Annotated in this window: 22 protein-coding genes; 5 read left to right on the forward strand and 17 right to left on the reverse strand. The window is 49.4% G+C overall.

Annotated elements, in window-relative coordinates; translation table 11 throughout:
- Window positions 1-5: 5 nt before the first annotated feature.
- From siiD to ssb1, 5 genes are all read right to left on the reverse strand, one after another.
- The gene (siiD, locus tag NA624_RS19670; RefSeq protein ID WP_001081935.1) at window positions 6-1,283 is read right to left on the reverse strand and encodes an SPI-4 type I secretion system protein SiiD; all 1,278 of its coding nucleotides are present in this window, start codon (window positions 1,281-1,283) and stop codon (window positions 6-8) included.
- Window positions 1,280-2,599, reverse strand: coding sequence for an SPI-4 type I secretion system protein SiiC (siiC, locus tag NA624_RS19675; protein WP_001670706.1), 1,320 nt, complete (start codon window positions 2,597-2,599; stop codon window positions 1,280-1,282). Before siiC ends, siiD begins: the two co-directional genes overlap by 4 nt.
- The gene (locus NA624_RS19680) at window positions 2,589-3,977 is read right to left on the reverse strand and encodes a MotA/TolQ/ExbB proton channel family protein (protein WP_000875198.1); all 1,389 of its coding nucleotides are present in this window, start codon (window positions 3,975-3,977) and stop codon (window positions 2,589-2,591) included. Before NA624_RS19680 ends, siiC begins: the two co-directional genes overlap by 11 nt.
- Window positions 3,974-4,606: an SPI-4 type I secretion system auxiliary protein SiiA gene (gene siiA / locus NA624_RS19685; protein ID WP_000389240.1), complete on the reverse strand. Its 633-nt coding sequence runs from the start codon at window positions 4,604-4,606 to the stop codon at window positions 3,974-3,976. Before siiA ends, NA624_RS19680 begins: the two co-directional genes overlap by 4 nt.
- Before the next feature lie 1,039 nt (window positions 4,607-5,645).
- The gene (gene ssb1, locus NA624_RS19690) at window positions 5,646-6,176 is read right to left on the reverse strand and encodes a single-stranded DNA-binding protein SSB1 (protein WP_000168323.1); all 531 of its coding nucleotides are present in this window, start codon (window positions 6,174-6,176) and stop codon (window positions 5,646-5,648) included.
- A 247-nt stretch (window positions 6,177-6,423) separates the two neighbouring features.
- Here ssb1 and uvrA point away from each other — a divergent pair, with 247 nt between their 5' ends.
- The 3 genes from uvrA to NA624_RS19705 all read left to right on the forward strand — a co-directional run bounded on the left by uvrA (window position 6,424) and on the right by NA624_RS19705 (window position 10,161).
- Window positions 6,424-9,249: an excinuclease ABC subunit UvrA gene (gene uvrA / locus NA624_RS19695; RefSeq protein ID WP_000357722.1), complete on the forward strand. Its 2,826-nt coding sequence runs from the start codon at window positions 6,424-6,426 to the stop codon at window positions 9,247-9,249.
- A 131-nt stretch (window positions 9,250-9,380) separates the two neighbouring features.
- The gene (locus NA624_RS19700) at window positions 9,381-9,836 is read left to right on the forward strand and encodes a hypothetical protein (RefSeq protein ID WP_000432213.1); all 456 of its coding nucleotides are present in this window, start codon (window positions 9,381-9,383) and stop codon (window positions 9,834-9,836) included.
- Window positions 9,823-10,161, forward strand: a complete 339-nt coding sequence (locus tag NA624_RS19705) for a hypothetical protein (protein WP_000146586.1) — start codon at window positions 9,823-9,825, stop codon at window positions 10,159-10,161. The genes NA624_RS19700 and NA624_RS19705 overlap by 14 nt, the downstream gene beginning before the upstream one ends.
- Here NA624_RS19705 and NA624_RS19710 read toward each other — a convergent pair whose 3' ends face one another.
- From NA624_RS19710 to dnaB, 6 genes are all read right to left on the reverse strand, one after another.
- Complete coding sequence (locus NA624_RS19710) at window positions 10,162-10,518, reverse strand: MmcQ/YjbR family DNA-binding protein (RefSeq protein WP_000155665.1); 357 nt, start codon at window positions 10,516-10,518, stop codon at window positions 10,162-10,164.
- 2 nt (window positions 10,519-10,520) lie between these two features.
- Window positions 10,521-10,937, reverse strand: coding sequence for a secondary thiamine-phosphate synthase enzyme YjbQ (locus NA624_RS19715; protein WP_000270392.1), 417 nt, complete (start codon window positions 10,935-10,937; stop codon window positions 10,521-10,523).
- 128 nt (window positions 10,938-11,065) lie between these two features.
- Window positions 11,066-11,779 (reverse strand): acid phosphatase AphA, encoded by a 714-nt coding sequence (gene aphA / locus NA624_RS19720; RefSeq protein ID WP_000724436.1) that lies wholly within the window; start codon window positions 11,777-11,779, stop codon window positions 11,066-11,068.
- Window positions 11,780-11,965: 186 nt separating this feature from the next.
- Window positions 11,966-13,159: an aromatic amino acid transaminase gene (tyrB, locus tag NA624_RS19725; protein ID WP_000486920.1), complete on the reverse strand. Its 1,194-nt coding sequence runs from the start codon at window positions 13,157-13,159 to the stop codon at window positions 11,966-11,968.
- A gap of 185 nt (window positions 13,160-13,344) precedes the next feature.
- Window positions 13,345-14,424, reverse strand: coding sequence for an alanine racemase (gene alr, locus NA624_RS19730; RefSeq protein WP_001147297.1), 1,080 nt, complete (start codon window positions 14,422-14,424; stop codon window positions 13,345-13,347).
- A 31-nt stretch (window positions 14,425-14,455) separates the two neighbouring features.
- Window positions 14,456-15,871, reverse strand: coding sequence for a replicative DNA helicase (dnaB, locus tag NA624_RS19735; RefSeq protein WP_000918353.1), 1,416 nt, complete (start codon window positions 15,869-15,871; stop codon window positions 14,456-14,458).
- 64 nt (window positions 15,872-15,935) lie between these two features.
- Between dnaB and NA624_RS19740 the strand changes: the two genes are divergently transcribed.
- Window positions 15,936-16,919: a quinone oxidoreductase gene (locus tag NA624_RS19740; RefSeq protein ID WP_000235555.1), complete on the forward strand. Its 984-nt coding sequence runs from the start codon at window positions 15,936-15,938 to the stop codon at window positions 16,917-16,919.
- A gap of 174 nt (window positions 16,920-17,093) precedes the next feature.
- On the opposite strand, the gene pspG is transcribed toward NA624_RS19740, so the two are convergent.
- The 3 genes from pspG to NA624_RS19755 form a co-directional block, all read right to left on the reverse strand.
- Complete coding sequence (gene pspG, locus NA624_RS19745) at window positions 17,094-17,336, reverse strand: envelope stress response protein PspG (protein WP_000891414.1); 243 nt, start codon at window positions 17,334-17,336, stop codon at window positions 17,094-17,096.
- A 167-nt stretch (window positions 17,337-17,503) separates the two neighbouring features.
- A complete protein-coding gene (gene dusA, locus NA624_RS19750) occupies window positions 17,504-18,502 on the reverse strand; it encodes a tRNA dihydrouridine(20/20a) synthase DusA (protein ID WP_001182233.1) in 999 nt (332 codons plus the stop codon).
- An 87-nt stretch (window positions 18,503-18,589) separates the two neighbouring features.
- On the reverse strand, window positions 18,590-19,900 hold the full coding sequence (locus NA624_RS19755; protein WP_001039337.1) for a conjugal transfer protein TraF: 1,311 nt from the start codon (window positions 19,898-19,900) through the stop codon (window positions 18,590-18,592).
- 246 nt (window positions 19,901-20,146) lie between these two features.
- Here NA624_RS19755 and zur point away from each other — a divergent pair, with 246 nt between their 5' ends.
- On the forward strand, window positions 20,147-20,662 hold the full coding sequence (gene zur, locus NA624_RS19760) for a zinc uptake transcriptional repressor Zur (RefSeq protein ID WP_000416271.1): 516 nt from the start codon (window positions 20,147-20,149) through the stop codon (window positions 20,660-20,662).
- 99 nt (window positions 20,663-20,761) lie between these two features.
- On the opposite strand, the gene NA624_RS19765 is transcribed toward zur, so the two are convergent.
- Genes NA624_RS19765 through dinF form a run of 3 tightly spaced genes read right to left on the reverse strand, consistent with a single transcriptional unit; the run spans window position 20,762 to window position 22,428 of the window.
- Window positions 20,762-20,971 carry a CsbD family protein gene (locus NA624_RS19765; protein WP_001030592.1) on the reverse strand — a complete coding sequence of 70 codons (210 nt, stop codon included), beginning with the start codon at window positions 20,969-20,971 and terminating at the stop codon, window positions 20,762-20,764.
- Between the two features lie 21 nt (window positions 20,972-20,992).
- A complete protein-coding gene (locus NA624_RS19770; protein ID WP_001575282.1) occupies window positions 20,993-21,106 on the reverse strand; it encodes a hypothetical protein in 114 nt (37 codons plus the stop codon).
- Window positions 21,103-22,428 (reverse strand): MATE family efflux transporter DinF, encoded by a 1,326-nt coding sequence (dinF, locus tag NA624_RS19775; RefSeq protein ID WP_001128113.1) that lies wholly within the window; start codon window positions 22,426-22,428, stop codon window positions 21,103-21,105. The genes NA624_RS19770 and dinF overlap by 4 nt, the downstream gene beginning before the upstream one ends.
- Window positions 22,429-22,539: the final 111 nt, after the last annotated feature.

The raw sequence follows: 22,539 nt of genomic DNA on the forward strand, positions 1-22,539 counted from the left end.
CACTCTCAAGGTGTATCTAATCGTTTAGTATTAACTGGTTCTGAAAAGGCTTTGTCCACGCCTTTCATCAAGGGAGATAACAGGTATTCCATAATGCTGTGTTTTCCGGTAATTACACTAGCGTCAACAGTCATACCTGGTTTTAACCACCGTAAATCATCTTCATTAACATCGAATGCAATAATTACTTTATAATAACGCTGAATTGTTCCTCCGGTATTTTCCTCATAGGAATCAGGGCTAATATTATCGATAGTCGCATTATACGATTTTATCTTTGGTTGGATAATTGACTGCACATCCAGTTTAACGGCTTCATCTACATATATTTGGTCACGGTATTTGGGTAATATTTTCACATCGGCCAGCATAGTCCTTACTTTTGGTTTTATTTCAAAAAGTAAGTCCGCCGCCTGAATCACACCACCATGAGTAGTGGCACTTTTATTGATTTTATAAATTACACCGTCAACCGGTGAATAGATATCCTCCTCATTTATCTGCTTCTCTATTACTTTTAATGTAGAGTTAACAACCTCAAGTTCCTGAAGATTTTTAGATATTATTTTAGATAAAGATAAGCGCAATTCATTATTAAGCGCCTCAATATCATTAACAACCAGCTCAATATCATCTTTTTTTAAAGTGATGCTACTTTCAATATCATTAATTTCAGACTTAACTTTTATATACGCCTGTTTCTTGTTAAGAAAATTGGTATATGGGCTAATTCCTTTTTTTACCAGTGGAGAAAGAATATTTATTTCTTCGGCAAGCAATGCAAGTTCTTTTTCTTTCGAACTCAGCTTCTCTTGTAATCCGCTAATCTCAGAATCAAGAGAGGTTTTTTTTAACTCTTTAGCTCTTATCTGACTATGCACTAATTCAATATTCGCTTTTACCTCTTTATTGCTTAAAGAACGGGTACCATCCAGGGTAATCAACCCACTCTCATTTTCTTTATCAAGAATGAAAGATATTTCGTTAACATCTTTATCCAGATACCCTTTTTGAGTTCTATACCTTTGATATTCTTTTTGCAGATCAAGGTTAACGACCTTTGCAAGGAGTTCTCCTTTTTTTACAGTATCACCCTCGGCCACATAAATATCTTGTATCGTCCCTCCTTTAGAAAGAGATATTAACTGAGCATTATCTTTAGTAGTGATAACGCCCTGACCATGAACCACTGAATTAATTTCTATAAAGTAGGTAAGGATAATAATTAAGATCGTCAAAGAAATAATTATCATCATGAGATGATCGCTTTGTCTTCTATTCATTTCATTACATTTAACTCACTTTCAGTATTTCCTTTTAAATAATCCATTAAATGAAAAATCAATGAGAGTTGCTGTAACTTTAAAATATACAGGCTATATTTGCTGTCGATCATGCTTACATATGCCTGAAATGCTTCATTACGGCTTGAAATTAAATCAAGCAAACTTTTTTGCCCTAACTGAAACTCCTGCTCATATAATTCAGTAAGCTGTAACGCGTTTGTATGTGAACGTTCCGCCACTGAGTAAGTCTCTTTTGCAGCAGCGTATCTTGAAAGTTGTGAATCAATGTTATAACGCGTTTTAATCAAAAAATCGTCAATTTGCAGCTTAGCCTGCGAGTAACTTGCCACCATTTTTCTTTCCTGGGCTGAATTTCTGAACCCATTAAAAATGTTGAAACTGACATTGATACCCGTTTTAAATTCATCTTCATAATCACTTTTTTTGGCACTACCGCTCGGGTTATTCTGTACATAGCTGGACACGAGATCTACAGTCGGAAAATAGGATGATTTTGCGGCATTAATATCTTCGGTCGCGGCTTTTCGGGTATTGACAAGCATCTTATAGTCATCGTTGTATTTCATCACCATGTCCATAAGTTTTTCAGGGCTTTCGACAAAGATATATTTTTTGAAGAGGTTGAATTTTTCATCGCTTTGAATCTGATCTGGTGACAAATTCAGACCAGTCATATTCTGCATTTTATACATTTCATCATCCAACATCGACTGATACATAATGCTTCTGGTATTTAATGCATCGATAGATACTTGTACTTTACGCATATCAGATTGCATAGCTACACCGGAAGATACCAGCAGCGAAAAAGTTTCCAGCATCTTTTTATAAAACTCTTTCTCCAGATTTACGCCATCAATCATTTCACGATATTTACTGATGTTGTAATAGGTTGTCACAACCTCCTGAGACACTATATTCTTTGTTTTTTCATAGTCAGTCTTACTATTATCTCTTTCATATTCAGATTTCCTGATATTAGCCCCCCTCACTCCAAAATCCGTTATTCGGTATGATAAGGACACCTTATTTTCAACGTTTCTCTCGGTACCTGACGACTCCTTTCTGTTATTATTAAGGCCAGATGTTAGATCCAGGGTAGGATAAAGTGCTGCCCGTGAAAGATCTAAGTCGCTGTTTTTCTTTTCAGTCTCATAATATGAAACAGCAACAGAGGGCTGATGTGTTAATGCGGCATTAACTAAATCTCTTAGAGGAATGACCGGAAGCTCGCTGGCGTATGTGCTTTGTGTAATAAAAGCAGTCGTCAGAAAAAACATCTTAATCTTCATTTTTTTCCTCCTTGTTTAACAAACGTTGCTTTACTATTTCCTGGTGCATAGATGTTATTTTTTCCATTAATGGCATATAGGTATCACGGTAGCTAACCATTTCAGCACTAATCTCTTTAGTATTGGCAATAATCTTTTTATCAGTAGCCGATAGATCGGATAGCGCTAAATGAACATTGTTCATATCCTCATCCATTTCTTTTCTCAGCCCATCGAGAGTATGAGAAATATCGGCACTGCCAGCGGCAATATCGTTTATGGTCTTACCATGTGAAAGAGATTCCTGATAACATTTATCAACTGATGCCATTATTGAATCATTCTTTTTGTCTATAATATTTTGTATTGTACTCATTGCCTCCAGTCGTGCATTATTATCAGCAAGCAGGATATTACCTTCAGATAAACGAGAGGTAATTGTTATTACACCGTCAGATAATTTTTTGAGATTTTCGTTACTGCTTACCAGATAACCATCAATCAGCGTAGAAAGTTGTTCCAGTTTTGCTGAGTTATCCAATAGTCGGTTTTGCAAAGTGACAAAGCTATCTGATAGCATCACTCGTTTCTTTTCTTCATCCTGCGTCCGTAAGTTTTCAACTGTCAGGTAGTTATCAAAAAACGCTTTAAACAACTCTTTAAATTCTACAAGCGTCTCTGATTCAACCCGCAGGCTTCGTTGTTTATTATTGGATCTGTTGCTTATGATTTTTAATTTTTTGATTTCCGTAGAAACAAGGGAATAGGAGCTGCGAACAAAAACACTTTGTGAGGTCAGGAGTATGGCGCAAACAACACCATAGATAGAAGATACAAATGCGGTATTCATCCCTTTCAATGGTTCAGAAAGCGACGCTACCATTGTCACGATCATATTGAGTGTATTACTTGCATTATCACCGCCAACATCTGATGGCGAGCTCAATAAATTCCCGATTGAACCAATCGTAATAGACAGACCCGCAAACGTCCCCAACAGGCCAACAAGCGTCGACACATTGCTACAACTCATAATAAATGACAATCGTTGGTTACGGGCGGTAGACACATTGTCATCTAATTCCATCAGCAAATTGAAATCACACTGTTTGGGTTCTCCGGAAAACAAAATCTGATTGAGGTTAGAAAGAATACTATTTTTTCTGCTGGCGTCCTGAGCTATTAATATGTCTTTTGCTGAAATATTTTTAAAAATAGTGAATAATGCACACAAAGAGCCTGTAATATAAATGGCAATAATGACTCCATTGTAAATTGCAGAAACCATAAAGTTATCAAAAACATACTCTCTTATACCGGGAAAAGATAAAGCGGAAAAAGGGAGTATGGCAAGGAAAAAACAGACAAACAAATAGCGGTAATGATTTATATATTTCACTCGGACACCTTTTTATTAATAGTCGTGATAATAGCTTTACTCGTTGTACTTGATGCTGCGGAGTTAACACTCATGTCAATAACTACATCAGGATATATCTTCTTAATCTCTTTCATTAAAATAATTCCCCGTTCATATCCCAGTCGTAAAGAGTCAGAGAAAGAGATGTCTGCCTGAGGAATAACCATTTCTATCAATAAATTACTATTGATTTTGTCTTCTAACCAAGCCTTTATTTTATGAGTGTCCTCTTCTGAAAAGCTTCTCAGCCTGCCATGATACGTAATAACAAGCTCATTTTTTGTAGATGTTATATCAATTTTCTGACCATCGGCGATATCGTATACTCCAACCTCCTTACCTGACATTGTAGTCATTCCGTCCGACACATCTTGAGTATTCACTTCCTTATTAACTATTTCATTAGGATTTGAATTGTCATTGGCTCCGCTATTTTGAGCGGTAGATTTAGTCTTATTCTCTATATTTGCTTTATAAACTTTAATTGAGTTGTCATACATAATAATCATATTATTAAGTGCAAACACCAACATAAGAAATATAAAAATGCACAATACCGTAGAGAATGTATCAACAAAACTAGGCCACGGATTACTTTCGTCTTCCATGTTGTCTCCTGATATTACATTGTGAATAAAATGTTTTTGTGGATTAGAAAGGATAAAGGATGCTCAACTTATTCAGAAAGTGAACGCTACCGCCCTTGGCTTCCTGCTACCAATACGCTTTATAGATTTCAGTTTTCCTACATCTCGTAATCAGAAAAATAAAAACAATGACGCCATTTTTGTGCGCCCACAACAAAGATGAGTGCTTTAATTAAAAACACTCTTTATTTTTTAATTAGGTAGACATCAATTATTGCACTAACTATATCTTCCCCAATAATAGGTATCGCATAAGCTCTCAGCTCATAAATAAAAAATAGTCATCAGCAAATTAAAACCACTCGCCGATAAATAGATTTGTTAGCTAATCATTGAAACTCTAAATCATTTTAAGGACATATTTCTTTTTAATACGCGTTATAATCATACGTATTTAATAAATTTGCCTCCAGAAGATAAAATGAATTTTCACAATTAAAACATAGGGTCATAGGGACTTCAATATAACTTAAATCATTAAAAATATAATAAGCGGGGAGTAAAAAATCAGAATTGCGTAAAAAAATACATAAATAAAACCATTTTTTATATAAAGCCAGCTATAAGTAACAAGTTTATCTTCAGCAATTAAAAATAAAGCAAGATGAACATATCATATTTGATCTCATCACAAGCTAAAGCAAACATTTAATTAACTATTGATAATACCGACCATTCTCTAACGTTATTTTATAATATCTTTTTGTTGTCAAAAAATGGCTATAAATTATATATTTTGCAGATGAGATTTCTCTTTCATATTTAAGACAATCCGGGTTATTGCAGTACATTTATGAACTTCGGCTGGATAATGATGTGCCGAGGCGAGTCGGCCAGAGGCGATAAGCGACATTTTTCCGTAAGATATGCGCTTCTCTTTTTTGAAAGGGAGACAAAGACAATAATACCAGGTAAGAAAATGCCTGGTTTACACCAGGCATTTCAGCAGACGAGAACTATAGCGAAAATGCAAATAACGCTTTGAGTTTTTTACCAAAAATCAGAACGGAATGTCGTCGTCAAAATCCATTGGCGGTTCGTTAGACGGCGCTGGCGCGGATTGCTGTGAACGCGACTGCGCGCCGCCGCTGAACTGGTTGCCGCCCTGCGGCTGCTGAGGTTGTTGCGGTTGACCCCAACCCCCCTGCTGCTGACCGCCTGCCGGTGCGCCGCCGCCCTGGCGACCACCCAGCATCTGCATCACGCCACCGATCTGCGGAACGTTAATTTCAGTCGTATAGCGTTCCTGGCCACTCTGATCGGTCCACTTGCGGGTACGCAATTGACCTTCGATATACACCTGAGAACCTTTACGCAGATATTCGCCGGCCACTTCCGCCAGTTTGCCGAACATCACCACCCGGTGCCATTCAGTCTGCTCTTTCATTTCGCCGGTCTGCTTATCGCGCCAGGATTCAGAAGTAGCCAGCGTTAAGTTGGCGACAGCGCCGCCACTCGGCATATAGCGTACTTCCGGGTCCTGGCCCAGATTACCAACGAGAATCACCTTGTTTACGCCTCTGCTGGCCATAATTGAGTCTCCTGAATACGTTTCATAAATAGTGTAAACGCGTGAGTGTACCATTTCCACGTAGCATTTTAATAGCTGCGATGCAGGTTCCAGGTCACTCGCGCGAACCTCATATTGTTGCATACTTTAGCTGAAGATGCATTCCAATACTGTATATTCAAACAGGTTAAATTGTGTCATAATTAGCCGTTTCTGCCGTTTGTCCTTCAAACAAACCAGGCATCCGAGTCTCTACCGGGAAAGGTGAATGGATAAGATCGAAGTTCGGGGCGCCCGCACCCATAATCTCAAAAATATTAACCTCGTCATCCCCCGCGACAAACTGATTGTCGTGACCGGGCTTTCGGGTTCAGGCAAATCCTCACTGGCTTTCGACACTCTGTATGCCGAAGGGCAGCGTCGTTACGTTGAATCGCTCTCCGCTTACGCGCGGCAGTTTTTGTCGCTCATGGAAAAACCGGATGTCGACCATATTGAGGGGCTATCGCCCGCGATCTCAATTGAACAGAAATCGACATCGCACAACCCGCGCTCTACGGTGGGTACTATTACCGAGATCCACGACTACCTGCGCCTGCTGTTTGCCCGCGTGGGCGAGCCGCGTTGTCCGGATCATGACGTGCCGCTGGCGGCGCAAACCGTTAGCCAGATGGTCGATAACGTGCTGTCACAGCCGGAAGGCAAACGTCTGATGCTGCTGGCGCCGATTATTAAAGAGCGTAAAGGCGAACACACCAAAACGCTGGAAAATCTGGCAAGCCAGGGTTACATTCGCGCCCGTATTGACGGCGAAGTCTGCGATCTCTCCGATCCGCCGAAGCTGGAGCTGCAAAAGAAACATACTATTGAGGTGGTGATCGATCGCTTCAAAGTTCGCAACGATCTTTCCCAACGCCTGGCGGAGTCGTTCGAAACGGCGCTGGAATTATCCGGCGGCACGGCGGTTGTTGCCGATATGGACGATGAGAAAGCGGAGGAGCTTCTGTTCTCCGCCAATTTTGCCTGTCCGATTTGCGGCTACAGTATGCGCGAGCTGGAACCGCGTCTGTTCTCGTTCAACAACCCGGCAGGCGCCTGCCCGACCTGTGACGGCCTCGGCGTTCAGCAATATTTCGATCCGGACCGCGTGATCCAGAATCCCGACCTGTCGCTGGCAGGCGGCGCGATTCGTGGTTGGGATCGTCGCAATTTTTACTACTTTCAAATGCTCAAGTCGCTGGCGGAACACTATAAGTTCGACGTGGATGCGCCGTGGGCAAGCCTCAGCGCCAACGTACACAAAGTCGTGCTGTACGGTTCCGGCAAAGAGAACATCGAATTTAAATATATGAACGATCGCGGCGATACCTCCGTGCGCCGCCATCCGTTCGAAGGCGTGCTGCATAATATGGAGCGCCGTTATAAAGAAACGGAATCCAGCGCGGTGCGCGAAGAGCTAGCGAAATTCATCAGTAATCGCCCCTGCGCCAGCTGTGAAGGAACGCGACTGAATCGCGAAGCGCGCCATGTATTTGTGGAAAATACGCCGCTGCCTGCTATTTCCGATATGAGCATTGGCCATGCGATGGATTTTTTCACTAATCTCAAGCTTTCCGGGCAACGGGCGAAAATCGCCGAAAAAGTGCTAAAAGAGATCGGCGATCGCCTCAAGTTTCTGGTGAACGTCGGCCTGAACTATCTCACGCTCTCCCGCTCGGCAGAAACGCTTTCCGGCGGCGAAGCCCAGCGTATTCGTCTGGCGAGCCAGATAGGCGCCGGGTTAGTCGGCGTGATGTATGTGCTGGATGAACCGTCCATCGGTCTGCACCAGCGCGATAACGAACGGCTGCTGGGTACGCTGATTCATCTGCGCAATCTTGGCAATACCGTGATTGTGGTGGAACACGATGAAGACGCCATCCGTGCCGCCGACCATGTGATTGATATTGGCCCCGGCGCGGGCGTTCACGGCGGCGAGGTGGTGGCGGAAGGCCCGCTGGAAGCCATTATGGCGGTACCGGAATCGCTGACCGGCCAGTACATGAGCGGTAAACGCAAAATTGAAGTGCCGAAACAACGCGTGCCGGCAAATCCAGAAAAAGTGCTCAAACTCACCGGCGCGCGCGGCAATAACCTGAAAGATGTGACCCTTACGCTACCGGTAGGGCTGTTTACCTGTATCACCGGCGTCTCGGGTTCCGGTAAATCAACGCTGATTAACGATACTCTGTTCCCCATCGCCCAGCGTCAGTTAAACGGGGCGACTATCGCCGAACCGGCGCCGTATCGGGATATTCAGGGGCTGGAACATTTCGATAAAGTGATCGATATCGACCAGAGCCCGATCGGGCGCACCCCGCGTTCCAACCCGGCGACCTATACGGGCGTCTTTACCCCGGTTCGCGAGCTTTTTGCTGGCGTGCCGGAGTCTCGCGCGCGCGGCTATACGCCAGGGCGATTCAGCTTCAACGTGCGCGGCGGTCGCTGCGAAGCGTGCCAGGGCGATGGCGTCATTAAAGTCGAAATGCACTTTCTGCCGGATATTTACGTGCCGTGCGACCAGTGCAAAGGCAAGCGCTATAACCGGGAAACGCTGGAGATTAAGTACAAAGGCAAGACCATCCACGAAGTGCTGGATATGACCATTGAAGAAGCGCGTGAGTTCTTTGATGCGGTTCCGGCGCTGGCGCGTAAGCTGCAGACGCTGATGGACGTGGGGCTGACCTATATCCGTCTTGGTCAGTCGGCGACGACGCTTTCCGGCGGCGAGGCCCAGCGCGTGAAGCTGGCGCGCGAACTGTCGAAGCGCGGCACCGGGCAGACGCTGTATATTCTCGACGAGCCGACCACCGGCCTGCACTTTGCTGATATTCAGCAGTTGCTTGACGTTCTGCATCAGTTGCGCGATCAGGGCAATACCATCGTGGTGATCGAACACAACCTGGACGTCATTAAAACGGCGGACTGGATTGTCGACCTCGGCCCGGAAGGCGGCAGCGGCGGCGGCGAAATTCTCGTCTCCGGTACGCCGGAAACCGTGGCGGAGTGCGAGGCGTCGCATACCGCCCGCTTCCTTAAACCTATGCTCAAATAACCTTCACGCCGCTTTCCGATTCGCCGGGAAGCGGCATCATTTTTCCTCATCCCACCTCATTGTATCCGTGTTGAGCATTTGTGATTTGCGTGCCGCCTCGCTCTGACATGTGATAGCGCAAACGGTCTGTTATGGAAAACACCATGAAGTTGCCCTACGCAATCACACTACTGCTGTGCCTGTTTTTATCCGCCTGTACACTGCCTGACCGCTTTAGCGCCGTGGCTTTTCAACAACTGACGCTATTACAAGCGCGCTCAACCCGCTTCCTGCAGGACGCGGCGCGAATACCGTGGCAAAAAGAGACACTGCTCAAGGATGACCGCGATATCCGCCAGACATTTTTTCAGGCTGAGCGGGTCGCCCGTCAAGGTGGGGATAAACACCGACTCGATAATCTGGCGCTGCTGAAAAATCACTATTTGCGTCTTTATGCGCGGGTTATGCAACGTAAGCAACCACTTACTTACATCCAGGCTGAGAGATACCAACAGCAAAATAATCAGGTCTGGAAATTAGCCATACAGGGTGAGTGTCTGCATTGGGGCGCCCGCTGTACTCAGGGAGAAGAAAATGGCGTCTATTAACGAAATACATAACCTGATGACCACCGCCCGGGCCGAACATCCTGTAGCCTCCTCGGCGATTGCCGAGTTTATCCAGGCGTATAAGCAGGCAAGAGAAGACAGCGACGACGGTATACGCGAGTCCGCTGCGTTTATCGCCCGCGCGCTTCAGGAACATGCTCGCGGCTGGCTGGACGACGACGATATGATTATTCTGCTGGAAGGACAGCGGGACCTCGCCAGGCTACGCGCCAATAATGCGCAAATCGCCCTCGACAGCCGTATCCGGTCTACGGTCATCCGCCTCATTGATATCGCCCTGGCGTTGTTGGTCGGCGCGCTATAATCAGGACTGCGGCAACTGCTTGCGTTTATCTTCCGGCAGCGCATTTACCGCCTGTTGATAAGAGGCATCGACCAGATAATAGAGTTGTGAATCCGGCAGCGATCCGTCCAGATAGACCGTGCTCCAGTGCGCTTTATTAAGGTGCCGACTCGGTCGTACATCGCTGTGCTGCTGACGTAACAACTCTGCCAGTTCCGGGCTGGTTTTGAGAGAGGCTGCCGGGCGTCCTTCAACTTCTTTTACCATCGCGAAAAGTACATCTTCCACTTTAATTTGCGTCGCTTTCCAGTCGCTGTGGACGCTCTGCTCTGCGCCAGGTTTTGCCATGCAGTATTGCAGTAATTCCGAAATGGTCATTATCATTCCCCTTGTAGTGTCGCGATGATTTTACGTGGACCGCCGTGAATACGGTGCTCTCCCAACCAGATACCTTGCCATGTTCCTAACTGTAAACGCCCCTGGCGTACAGGCAGCAGCAACGAGACGCCCAATACTGACGACTTAATATGCGAAGGCATGTCATCTGCGCCTTCGTAATCATGTTCATACGCCGCATTATCGGGAACGGTTTTCAGGAAATGGCGCTCCATATCAGCGCGCACGGTGGGATCGCAGTTTTCGTTTAACGTCAGCGAGGCCGAGGTATGTAGTAACAACAGATGCAGCAAACCCGTTTCGACAGGCGGTAAGCCAGACAATTTATCGATAATTTCATCTGTTATCAGATGAAACCCGCGCGGCTTCTCGCTCAGTGTAATGGTGCGCTGATACCACATAGGCTGCTCCTTCCTAAAAACAAACGTCTCCTGAATAGTGTGCAGCAAGTCTGGAAAAGGTAAAAGCCAGCGGGGCAAGTTTGTGCAAAAATCATGCAAAAAAGGAGAGCCTGTCGCTCTCCTGATTTTTAGTACTCCGAGTTGACAATGACTTCCTCGCCAAACGCTCCTGCCTGCGGCAGCGGTTTGTAGGTGGAGTTAGCCGCGCGCAGGATGCGAATACCGCGGATACCACAATCACGAGCCGCAGTAATATCGTTATCCGAATCGCCGTAGAAGATACGCATGTTCTTCTCCTGCAGCCACTGAACTTTCGTATTTTGTCCCGGTTTATCGCCGGCGAAAATCACCGGATTCATATTCGCCGCCGGAATATGGAAGTTATCCGCCAGCGTTTTCGACACGGTTTCCGTTTTCGTCTGACTACGACCAGTGACAAAGTAAATACTGTCGCCACGACGAACATGCATATCAATGAGCTGTCGGGCCACTTCTTTTGGAATACTGAACTCATCCCAGCCGTTGTTCATTTTTTCCCAAAAGGCCGGATTTTTCAGATAATCGTCGCTGTCCGGGGAGTAGGTTTTCTTTCCGCGCCAGAATCCGGGGCTGGAAAATAACACGGTGTCGTCAATATCAAAGCCGACCGCCATCGGCGGGCGTCCGGTGAGGCTGTTTTCAATCTGGGCGACAGAGACCCAATGGACAGGCGCTTGTTCCGCGAGTTTTGCAACGTTAGTGCCCGGATTGAGCGTCGAAGGGGAAGATACTAACGCATTCGCGGAATGGTTTAGCGTAAACAACAAACAGACGGCACTCAGCGCCAGGGTTATTTTTTTCATGCTTTTCCCTTAAAATTCAGAATATTATAGTTATTAAGATGAGTCTTTGCTCAAAAAACTATCTGACCATAACGCCAGTAACGGTCAAAAGGAAGGATTATCTGCGGTTTTGTTACGAAAAAAGAGGATGATCACAACAGCTATTGTCAGACCGGAGGGCAATGTTATCGCCGTCCGGCCTGAATATTACATGACAGCGGCAAATGCCTTCGCCACGCGGTGTACATTTGAAGCATTAAGCCCGGCGACACACATGCGGCCACTGGCAATCAGGTAAACGCCAAACTCATCGCGCAACCGCTCGACCTGCTCCTCGCTTAACCCGGTATAGCTGAACATACCGCGCTGCTGTAACAAGTAATCAAAGTTGCGGTCAGGCATCTCCGCCTTCAGCTCCTTCACCAGCGTCTGGCGCATCGATATAATGCGGTTACGCATCGCGTCGACTTCCGCCAGCCAGCTCGCTTTTAACGCCTCATCGCCCAGGACCGTAGCGACCACCTGAGCGCCGAAACACGGCGGACTGGAGTAAATTCGGCGCACCGTCGCTTTTAGCTGTCCCAGAACCCGCGCGGCGATTTCGGCATCTTCACACACCACGGACAGGCCGCCGACGCGCTCGCCGTACAGCGAGAAAATCTTCGAAAAAGAATTACTGACTAACGCAGGTAACCCGGCGCTGGCAATGGCGCGAATAGCGTAAGCATCCTCGTCCATGCCTGCGCCAAACCCCTGATAGGCAATATCAAGGAACGGAATCAGATCGCGCGCTTTCACTATCTCAATCACCGCATCCCATTGCGAAGGCGTTAAATCCGCCCCGGTCGGGTTGTGACAACAGGGGTGCAGCAGCACGATACTGCGCGCAGGTAACGTATTCAGCGTGGTCAGCAGATCGTTAAAACGGATGCCGTTAGTCGCGTCGTCATACCAGGGGTAAGTACTCACTTCGAATCCTGCCCCGGCAAATATCGCAATATGGTTTTCCCAGGTGGGGTCGCTCACCCATACGCCTGCGTCGGGGAAATAACGCTTCAGGAAATCCGCGCCCACTTTCAGCGCGCCGGAACCGCCTAATGTCTGGATAGTAGCCACGCGCTGTTGCTGAAGAACCGGGTGATCGGCGCCAAAGAGCAAAGGCGCGATAGTATGGCGATAAGTATTGAGTCCTTCCATCGGCAGGTACAGCGAAGCGCCATGCGGCTGCGCGTTAAGCCGGGCTTCGGCTTCGGCCACCGTTTTGAGCTGTGGGATAATCCCGTCTTCGTTGTAATACAGGCCAATGCTCAGATTTACTTTGTCGTGACGGGAGTCGTCTTTAAAACGCTCCATCAGTGAAAGAATCGGATCGCCGGCATAGGCGTCAACTTTTTGAAACACGCGATGGTTCTCCAGGTTTACAGAGGGCAGGAAATAACACAATAAACCGGAAGGACGAGAAGATCGAGAGGATGTTGTGGTGGATGCGCATATTGCCGGATGGCGGCGTGAACGTCTTATCCGGCCTACAGCCAATGCGCGAGACAAGCCGGATAAGCGCAAGCGCCACCCGGCCTGCCGCGTATTTAATCAATATACTTCATCGCCACCCTTGAAGTCAGGCGCGTGATAAGTTCGTAAGCACTTACTTTTGTCATTTCAGCGATACGTTCAACCGGCAGACCTTCGCCCCATAAGACCACCGGATCGCCCGCGTTATCCTGCGCGTTTGGCCCCAAATCCACGCAAATCATATCCATCGCCACCCGCCCGACAATCGGGACTTCACGACCATTGACCAGCACTGGCGTACCGGAAGGCGCCGCTCGTGGGTAGCCATCGCCATAACCCATAGCCACCACGCCCAGGCGCGTGTCGCGCTCACTCACCCATGTCCCGCCGTAGCCCACCGGTTCGCCCGCTTTGTGGTCACGCACCGCGATCAAACTGGAGGTTAAAGACATCACCGGCTGAAAACCAAAATCCGGCCCCCAGGGTTTGTGTTCCAGCGGCGATACGCCATACAAAATGATGCCCGGACGCGCCCAGTCAAAGTGAGACTGCGGCCACAGCAGAATACCGCCAGACGCGGCAATAGAGCGCTGACCGGGTTTACCCTGACAGAAGGCATTAAAAATGTCGAGCTGATGTTCGGTAGCGCCGCATTCCGGCTCATCCGCACGGGCAAAATGGCTGACGATATTCACCGGCTGGCGTACATTTTTACAGTGCGTCAGACGCTGGTAGAACGCCTCCGCCTCTTCGGGACGCACGCCGAGACGATGCATACCGGTATCCAGTTTCATCCAGACCGTTACTGGCTCCGCCAGCTCCACCGCCTCCAGGGCGGCAAGCTGCTCCTGATTATGTACGGCGGTATGCAGACATTGCGCGGAAATGGTCGGCAGATCGGCGGCGTCGAAAAAACCCTCCAGCAGCAGGATAGGCTGCGTGATCCCGCCCGCTCGCAGACGTAGAGCCTCTTCAAGACGCGCCACGCCAAAAGCGTCAGCATCAGGGAGCGTTCGCGCGGTCTCCAGAAGACCGTGTCCATAAGCGTTCGCTTTCACCACCGCAACCAGCTTACTGGCAGGCGCCAGTTCACGCAGACGTTGCAGGTTGTGTCGCAGAGCGCGGCGGTTAATGACGACTGTTGCCGCTTGCATTTGAATTCCTTGTTAACAGAATGACGGAGAGTTACTCATCATCGTATTGCGGTCCCGCATAGTTATCGAAGCGCGACCACTGACCATTGAACGTCAGACGAACCGTACCGATAGGACCGTTACGTTGCTTACCAATAATAATTTCAGCAATGCCTTTTAAGTCGCTGTTCTCGTGATAAACCTCATCACGGTAGATAAACATAATTAAGTCGGCATCCTGTTCAATAGAGCCGGATTCACGCAGGTCGGAGTTCACCGGACGTTTATCCGCGCGTTGTTCCAGGGAGCGGTTAAGCTGCGATAGCGCCACGACTGGCACCTGGAGTTCCTTCGCCAGCGCTTTCAACGAGCGGGAAATTTCGGCGATTTCCAGAGTACGGTTATCAGAAAGCGACGGCACACGCATCAATTGCAGGTAGTCGATCATAATCAGACTTAACCCGCCATGTTCGCGGAAAATACGCCGCGCGCGCGAACGGACTTCTGTCGGCGTAAGACCTGAGGAGTCGTCAATATACATATTGCGTTTCTCCAGCAGAATGCCCATCGTGCCGGAGATTCGCGCCCAGTCTTCATCATCGAGTTGACCGGTACGAATACGTGTCTGATCGACGCGGGACAGCGAGGCCAGCATACGCATCATGATCTGTTCGCCGGGCATCTCCAGACTAAAGATCAGTACTGGCTTATCCTGCAACATCGCCGCATTTTCGCAGAGGTTCATCGCAAAAGTGGTTTTACCCATGGAGGGACGTGCCGCGACGATAATCAAATCCGAACGCTGTAACCCTGCCGTCTTTTTATTGAGATCCTGATAGCCGGTATCCACGCCTGTAACGCCATCGTGCGGTTGCTGGAACAACTGCTCAATACGCGCCACGGTAGCGTCGAGAATCTGGTCGATGCTTTTCGGACCTTCGTCTTTGTTGGCCCGGTTTTCCGCGATCTGGAAGACGCGCGACTCCGCCAGATCCAGCAGTTCGTCGCTATTACGCCCCTGTGGATCGTAACCAGCGTCCGCAATTTCATGCGCCACCGCGATCATATCGCGGACCACGGCGCGTTCGCGCACAATGTCCGCATAAGCACTGATATTCGCCGCGCTTGGCGTGTTTTTAGACAACTCCGCCAGATAGGCGAAACCGCCGACGCTGTCCAGTTGGCCCTGCCGCTCCAGCGATTCCGCGAGCGTAATCAGGTCGATAGGACTGCCGCTTTCCTGCAAGCGCCCCATCTCCGTAAAGATATGGCGATGCGGACGGGTATAGAAATCTTCCGCCACCACGCGCTCGGCCACATCGTCCCAGCGCTCGTTATCCAGCATTAAACCGCCCAACACCGACTGTTCCGCTTCAATCGAGTGCGGCGGCACTTTTATCCCGGCAACCTGCGGATCGCGGTCGCGGGCATCAGTCTGTGGTTTGTTGAAGGGTTTATTTCCTGCCATAGTGAATGGAGTTACCGAGATAGTGATTGGGTCGAAAGATTACCACATTTCTTTTGGAGGAAGCATGGCAACGCGTATTGAATTTCACAAGCATGGTGGTCCGGAAGTGCTTCAGACCGTGGAGTTTACGCCAACGGAACCGGCGGAACACGAAATCCAGGTTGAGAACAAAGCCATTGGTATCAACTTCATCGACACCTATATCCGTAGCGGACTCTATCCGCCCCCGTCGTTGCCTGCGGGCCTGGGAACCGAAGCTGCGGGTGTGGTCAGTAAAGTCGGCAACGGCGTGGAGCACATTCGCGTCGGCGATCGCGTCGTCTACGCGCAGTCAACGCTCGGCGCTTACAGTTCTGTCCATAACGTCCCCGCAGATAAAGCCGCGATTTTACCTGACGCCATTTCCTTCGAACAGGCGGCAGCCTCTTTTCTCAAGGGATTGACCGTTTTTTACCTGTTGCGCAAAACCTATGAAGTGAAACCCGACGAACCCTTCCTGTTTCATGCCGCTGCGGGCGGCGTCGGTCTGATCGCCTGCCAATGGGCGAAAGCGCTGGGCGCGAAGCTTATCGGTACCGTCGGTAGCGCGCAAAAAGCGCAGCGGGCGCTGGACGCCGGCGCCTGGCAGGTAATTAATTACCGTGAGGAGAGCATTGTAGAACGGGTAAAAGAGATCACCGGCGGCAAAAAAGTCCGCGTGGTCTATGACTCCGTGGGGAAAGATACCTGGGAAGCCTCACTGGACTGCCTGCAACGTCGGGGACTGATGGTCAGTTTCGGCAATGCGTCCGGCCCCGTCACCGGCGTGAATTTAGGTATTCTGAATCAGAAAGGTTCCCTGTATGCCACGCGACCTTCACTACAGGGGTATATTACGACGCGTGAAGAACTGACCGAAGCCAGCAATGAATTGTTCTCATTGATCGCCAGCGGCGTGATTAAAGTCGATGTGGCTGAAAATCAACGCTATGCGTTAAAAGATGCCCGTCGCGCGCATGAGGTGCTGGAAAGCCGGGCCACACAGGGCTCAAGCCTGCTGATTCCGTAATAGCTCTGCAAAGAAATTGGGCTTCCACCCGGGAAGCCCTTTCTTTTTTTGTTCGGCTGTATGTAGGGTACAGCGCGATGAATTCGTTACCTGCGCAATCATGACAGATTTAATAATCGATTCCTATTTGCCTGTGAGGGCAAAGTTCCAGGTTGTGACGAACCGCTCAATACCTTAGTAAAACCGACGGTTATTGCGCTGATACTGTGGGATTTTTGGCGTTTTTACTGCTTTGATCACCCACACCACAGCCACCGCCAGCAGTAGCCACGGTAACAGCTTGATCATCAGGGCGAACATTCCGCCCAGGAACATGACGGCAGTCGCTACAACCAGCGCGGCCAGAATACCCAGCAAGGAGACGCCCGTCACCATTAACATCAGAAAAAAGCCAAGCACAAAAAGTAGTTCCAGCATAGTCGTTCCCCATAAAGATGGCATTGCCCGGCGGCATGGCGCTTACCGGGTCTGGTCAGGTAAGCTATTACAAAAATCATGCCAATATTTATATTTTTGATATATAAAGAAAATGCCCTGCAAAACTGCACAGAGCGTGGTGAGATTGACTAATTTTTGGCGAACTTTTAACGCTTGTCTGCCACCAGTTTTAGCGCCTGCTCCAGTACAGCAACATCCGCGCCAGCTTTATGGGCGTTTTCGCTCAGATAGCGACGCCACTGCCGCGCGCCGGGGATGCCCTGGAACAACCCCAGCATATGGCGAGTGATATGCCCCAGATACGCTCCCTGGCTCAATTCACGCTCAATATAGGGATACATCGCGCGAACCACCGCAACCGGGTCGGCATCGGTGGTATCGGCGCCAAAGATCTCCCGATCCACCGCTGCCAGTATACCCGGATTCTGATAAGCTTCGCGGCCAACCATGACGCCATCCATATGGCGCAGGTGCTCCTTCGCCTCTTCCAGAGATTTGATGCCGCCGTTAATGGACATGGTCAGGTGCGGAAAATCCCGCTTTAGCTGATAGACGCGCGGGTAATCCAGCGGCGGGATCTCACGATTTTCTTTCGGGCTTAAGCCAGAAAGCCAGGCTTTGCGCGCATGGATAATAAACATCTCGCATTCGCCCTGACCGGAAACCGTATTAATGAAATCACACAGAAACGCATAACTGTCCTGATCGTCAATACCAATGCGGGTTTTTACCGTCACCGGAATCGAGACGACATCACGCATGGCTTTAACACAATCGGCGACCAGTTGCGCATTACCCATCAAACAGGCGCCAAACATACCGTTTTGCACGCGATCGGAGGGGCACCCTACGTTGAGGTTAATTTCATCGTAGCCACGCGCTTCCGCCAGCTTTGCACAATGCGCAAGCTGAGCCGGATCGCTTCCACCAAGCTGTAGAGCGACCGGATGCTCTTCTTCGCTGTAAGCCAGATAGTCACCCTTACCGTGAATAATCGCGCCCGTGGTCACCATTTCGGTGTAGAGCAGCGTCTGGCGAGACAGCAAACGCAGGAAATAGCGGCAATGTCTGTCCGTCCAGTCGAGCATAGGCGCGATGGAGAAGCGATAAGCAGGTAAAGCGGAGGACTGGGTTTCAGGCTGCATGGCGAATAAATAAGCATCCGGTTAAAAAAGGGGCGTCACTATAGCATAACGCTAAACCGGAGGCGTAGCGCCTCCGGTGAAAACGCCTCAGAATGTCATCGTAAGCTGCGCGCCAGCCCCCCAGGTTTCATCTTCGCCGTACAGTCCCATTAAGTCGAGATGCACGCGGTTAAAGGGCGCAAAGCCAAGACCGCCGGTAACCACATTGCTATCGTTATTTTTCACATCCGCACGATACCCTGCGCGCACCGCCAGCCATGACAACGGTCGAACTTCAGCGCCGACACCCACGTACTGTGAATTGTCTTCGCTCTTAAATCCTTTCGTTTCCGTCAGATCGCCATCGGCGCTTACGGTCAGCAAATCGTTATGCCATGCGACGCCCGCGGTAACCAGGGGGCGGATTTGGTATGTATCTTTGTAGTTGGTGGTTTCTCCCGTCATACCATTAGTGATGTAAATATCTTTCGTATCGATATCGCGAGATACCAGATTTTGCCCGCTCAGCCCCAGCGTCCAGTTTTCACCGATATCGGCAGCAAGCCCCGCATCAATGTTAAAACCCGTATCGTCATTGCGATAACGGCTGCTATTCCAGTCGCTACTGTCGTAGTTATAAATTGAGGTGGTGTAGTTATAGAGCCAGGTTTTTTGCAGTTTTGGCGTAACGCCAATGGAAACAGGCACCTCGCCCACCACAAACTGCTTCGCCAGCGCAATACCGTAGTCAGATACAATCGCTACCCGCCCCGACGCGGTAGAGTTTAAATGCTTTGTAATTTCGTCAGACCCCAGCAAAGCAGCGCGTCCTGCTTCACGAAGCGCGACACGTTCATCATGCTGGATATCGCGCAGATACTGAATATCGTTCTGATCAATGGACGAACTCACGCGCCCATGCGCATAACCTTTGGCGATAAACGCCACGGAAAGCGTTTGCCCTGGAATACTTACCGCCAACCCGGCGCCGGCATTGGCGCGGGCGGTTTTTCCGTTGAGATATTCCAGCTCATCGGCCAGGTCGCGCGCGGCGCCCTGAAATTGATTCAGCACGCCTCGCGGATTGAGCAGAATTTGCCCCAGCGTAAGGTTATCGACGACCTCATCGTAGTAATCCACTTTATCGCTGATATCGTCAATTTCATCCTGGAGATTGTCTTTATCCGTAATCTGGACGCCGACCGCAGGAAGGACAACAGTGATATTGTCTTCCGGTTTGGCTTTTGCCAGTAACGCCGGATTTAATAGTACTCCGCTGCCATAATTCGCGGACGCGACGCCCGTCCCGCCCATTGCGTCATTACGCGCTTCCGTCCAGGTATTGGCGGCGCTCGCCTGCTTTGCCATAAAAAGCGAGACCGCGATAGCAATCAGTGAAAGTTTGACGTTTTTGTTCACAGTTAGCCCATCTTATTATCAGGTGAAGTAATCCCTCCGCCACGCTTTACCGGACAGAGGCGAACCATTGCTGTGAAATAGTGATGTTAAATCCTGTTGTTATAATATCGACCCTCATTATGTATAGATGAGAATACTGGCGCGGAAAAGCTTAGCAGGCGATATATTGTCGCGGGGTAATTTCAGAGTTTTAAGCAGCTCGTGGTAAAGTAGCGGATTAGACTTTCATGCCATTCGAGGTGCTACATGGAAAAGACCACAACGCAAGAGTTACTGGCGCAAGCTGAAAAACTCTGCGCGCAGCGCAACGTGCGCCTGACGCCTCAGCGCCTCGAAGTGCTGCGCCTGATGAGTCTGCAGCAGGGTGCAATCAGCGCATACGATTTGCTCGATTTGCTGCGCGAAACGGAACCACAGGCCAAACCGCCCACCATCTACCGCGCGCTAGATTTTTTGCTTGAACAGGGTTTTGTCCATAAAGTGGAATCCACCAATAGTTACGTGGTTTGCCACCTGTTCGACCAGCCAACGCACAGCTCGGCCATGTTTATCTGCGATCGTTGCGGCGTGGTGAAGGAAGAGTGTGCCGAGGGCGTGGAAGACATCATGCATACGCTGGCGGCTAAAATGGGCTTTGCGCTACGACATAACGTTATTGAGGCGCACGGTCTGTGCCCTGCGTGCGTAGAAGTGGAAGCGTGTCGCCATCCGGGCGACTGTGGTCACGATCACTCGGTGCTGGTGAAGAAAAAACCGCGTTAGCCTGAACGGAAAAACGGGCGGCAGTAGAGAGGGGCACGCCCGCATTCATAAGCAAACAGTGGGAAGCACATCCATGTACTCCTGGTAGGGGAAAACATATTACCAGCGATAGTTGTTACGGGTTTCCCAGTCAACAACCTCTTTTTCCGCCTGATCTTTCTGGTAACCGTAACGCTCCTGGATTTTACCTACCAATTGGTCGCGTTTACCTTCGATAACGGTCATATCGTCATCGGTCAGTTTGCCCCATTGTTCTTTCATTTTACCTTTAAACTGTTTCCAGTTACCGCCGGCTTCGTCTTTATTCATCATCTTGTCCTCATCATTCGGTTAGGAATAGCAGGTGTTATTCGCCCAAATGCACTGCAATTTCTGCTGGACGTGATAATAATTGTAGGCAGGAATTCGGCCTTCGGTTTTATATTCAGAATTTTTAACCGTCACGATCTGGCAAACCATGTACCCTCGCGCCAGTGACGACGCCAGATAAGGCTCAACGACAGACCGCGAAGCGCCAGGAACACGGTTAATGCCAGCCATAAACCATGATTTCCTAATACCGGCAGGGCGAAGAGCGTCAGCGCAAATCCTCCCGCGGCGACTGCCATGCTATTGCGCATTTCGGCGGCGCGCGTCGCGCCAATAAACATACCGTCGAGCAGATAGCACCATACGCCCACCAGCGGTAATACCACCTGCCAGATAAGATACCGATCCGCCAGTAGCTGTATTTGCGGCAATGAGGTCAGTAACGCGACAATATGTTCGCCTGCCAGGGCATAGACTGTGGAAAACAACAAGGCCACAATTCCTGACTGACGACACGCCGCTCGCCAGACGTCCAGTAGCTTGCTACCGTCACGCGCGCCGTAAGCCTGACCGGAGTGCGCCTCCACCGCATAAGCAAAACCGTCCAGCGCATAGGCCGTAAAGGTGAGTAAGGTCATCAGGACTGCATTTACCGCGATAATATCGCTGCCCAGCCGCGCGCCTGACACCGTGATTGCACCAAAACAAAGCTGAAGGAGCAATGAGCGCAGCATGATATCGCGATTGAGCGCCAAAAGGCGGCGCACGTTGCCGCGCCAGGCCTGTTTTAGCATATCCAGCGACACACCGCGGAGATGGAGAACTTTACGTACCATCATGAGGCCGATCAGTAATGTGGCATATTCTGCGATGACCGTCGCCAGGGCGGCACCCTGCACGTTCATATGAAGCCCCATCACCAGCCACAGGTCGAGCGCGATGTTGAGGATATTGCCCACGACCAACAAGATAACCGGCGCCCGCGCATACTGAACGCCTAACAGCCAACCGAGCAGTACCAGATTCGCCAGTGACGCGGGAGCGCTTAGCCAACGAATTTCAAGGAAGCGTCTCGCCTGCACCAGGACAGCGTCGTTCCCGCCGACAATATGTAAAGCCAGCTCGATAAGCGGCGTGCGAAATAGCACAATCATCACGCCTGCGCCCAGTGCCAGCAATAACGGTTGAATGAGCGCCCGGGCTAACGCCTGCGGATTTTTGGCGCCAAATGCCTGCGCCGTTAGGCCGGTGGTGCTCATACGTAGAAATAGCAACAGCATGAAAAGAAAGCTGGTGGCAGTCGCGCCCACCGCCACGCCGCCCAGGAAAACCGGGCTGTCCAGATGACCAATCACCGCCGTATCGACCAGCCCCAGTAAGGGGACGGTGATGTTAGAAAAAATCATCGGCAGCGCGAGACGCCAGAGAGCTTTATCAGAGGAGGTAAAAAGCGGCATGGAGAAAAGCCTGACAAGGAGTTAAACGAAACGAGCGCATTGCCGGATGGCGACGTAACGCCTTATCCGGCCTACAAATTAATCATCTCAGGAACTGCATTCCCGTAGGCC

This window comes from Salmonella sp. NW38 (assembly GCF_051807745.1).
In the GTDB taxonomy this organism is placed as follows: Bacteria; Pseudomonadota; Gammaproteobacteria; order Enterobacterales; family Enterobacteriaceae; genus Salmonella; species Salmonella enterica.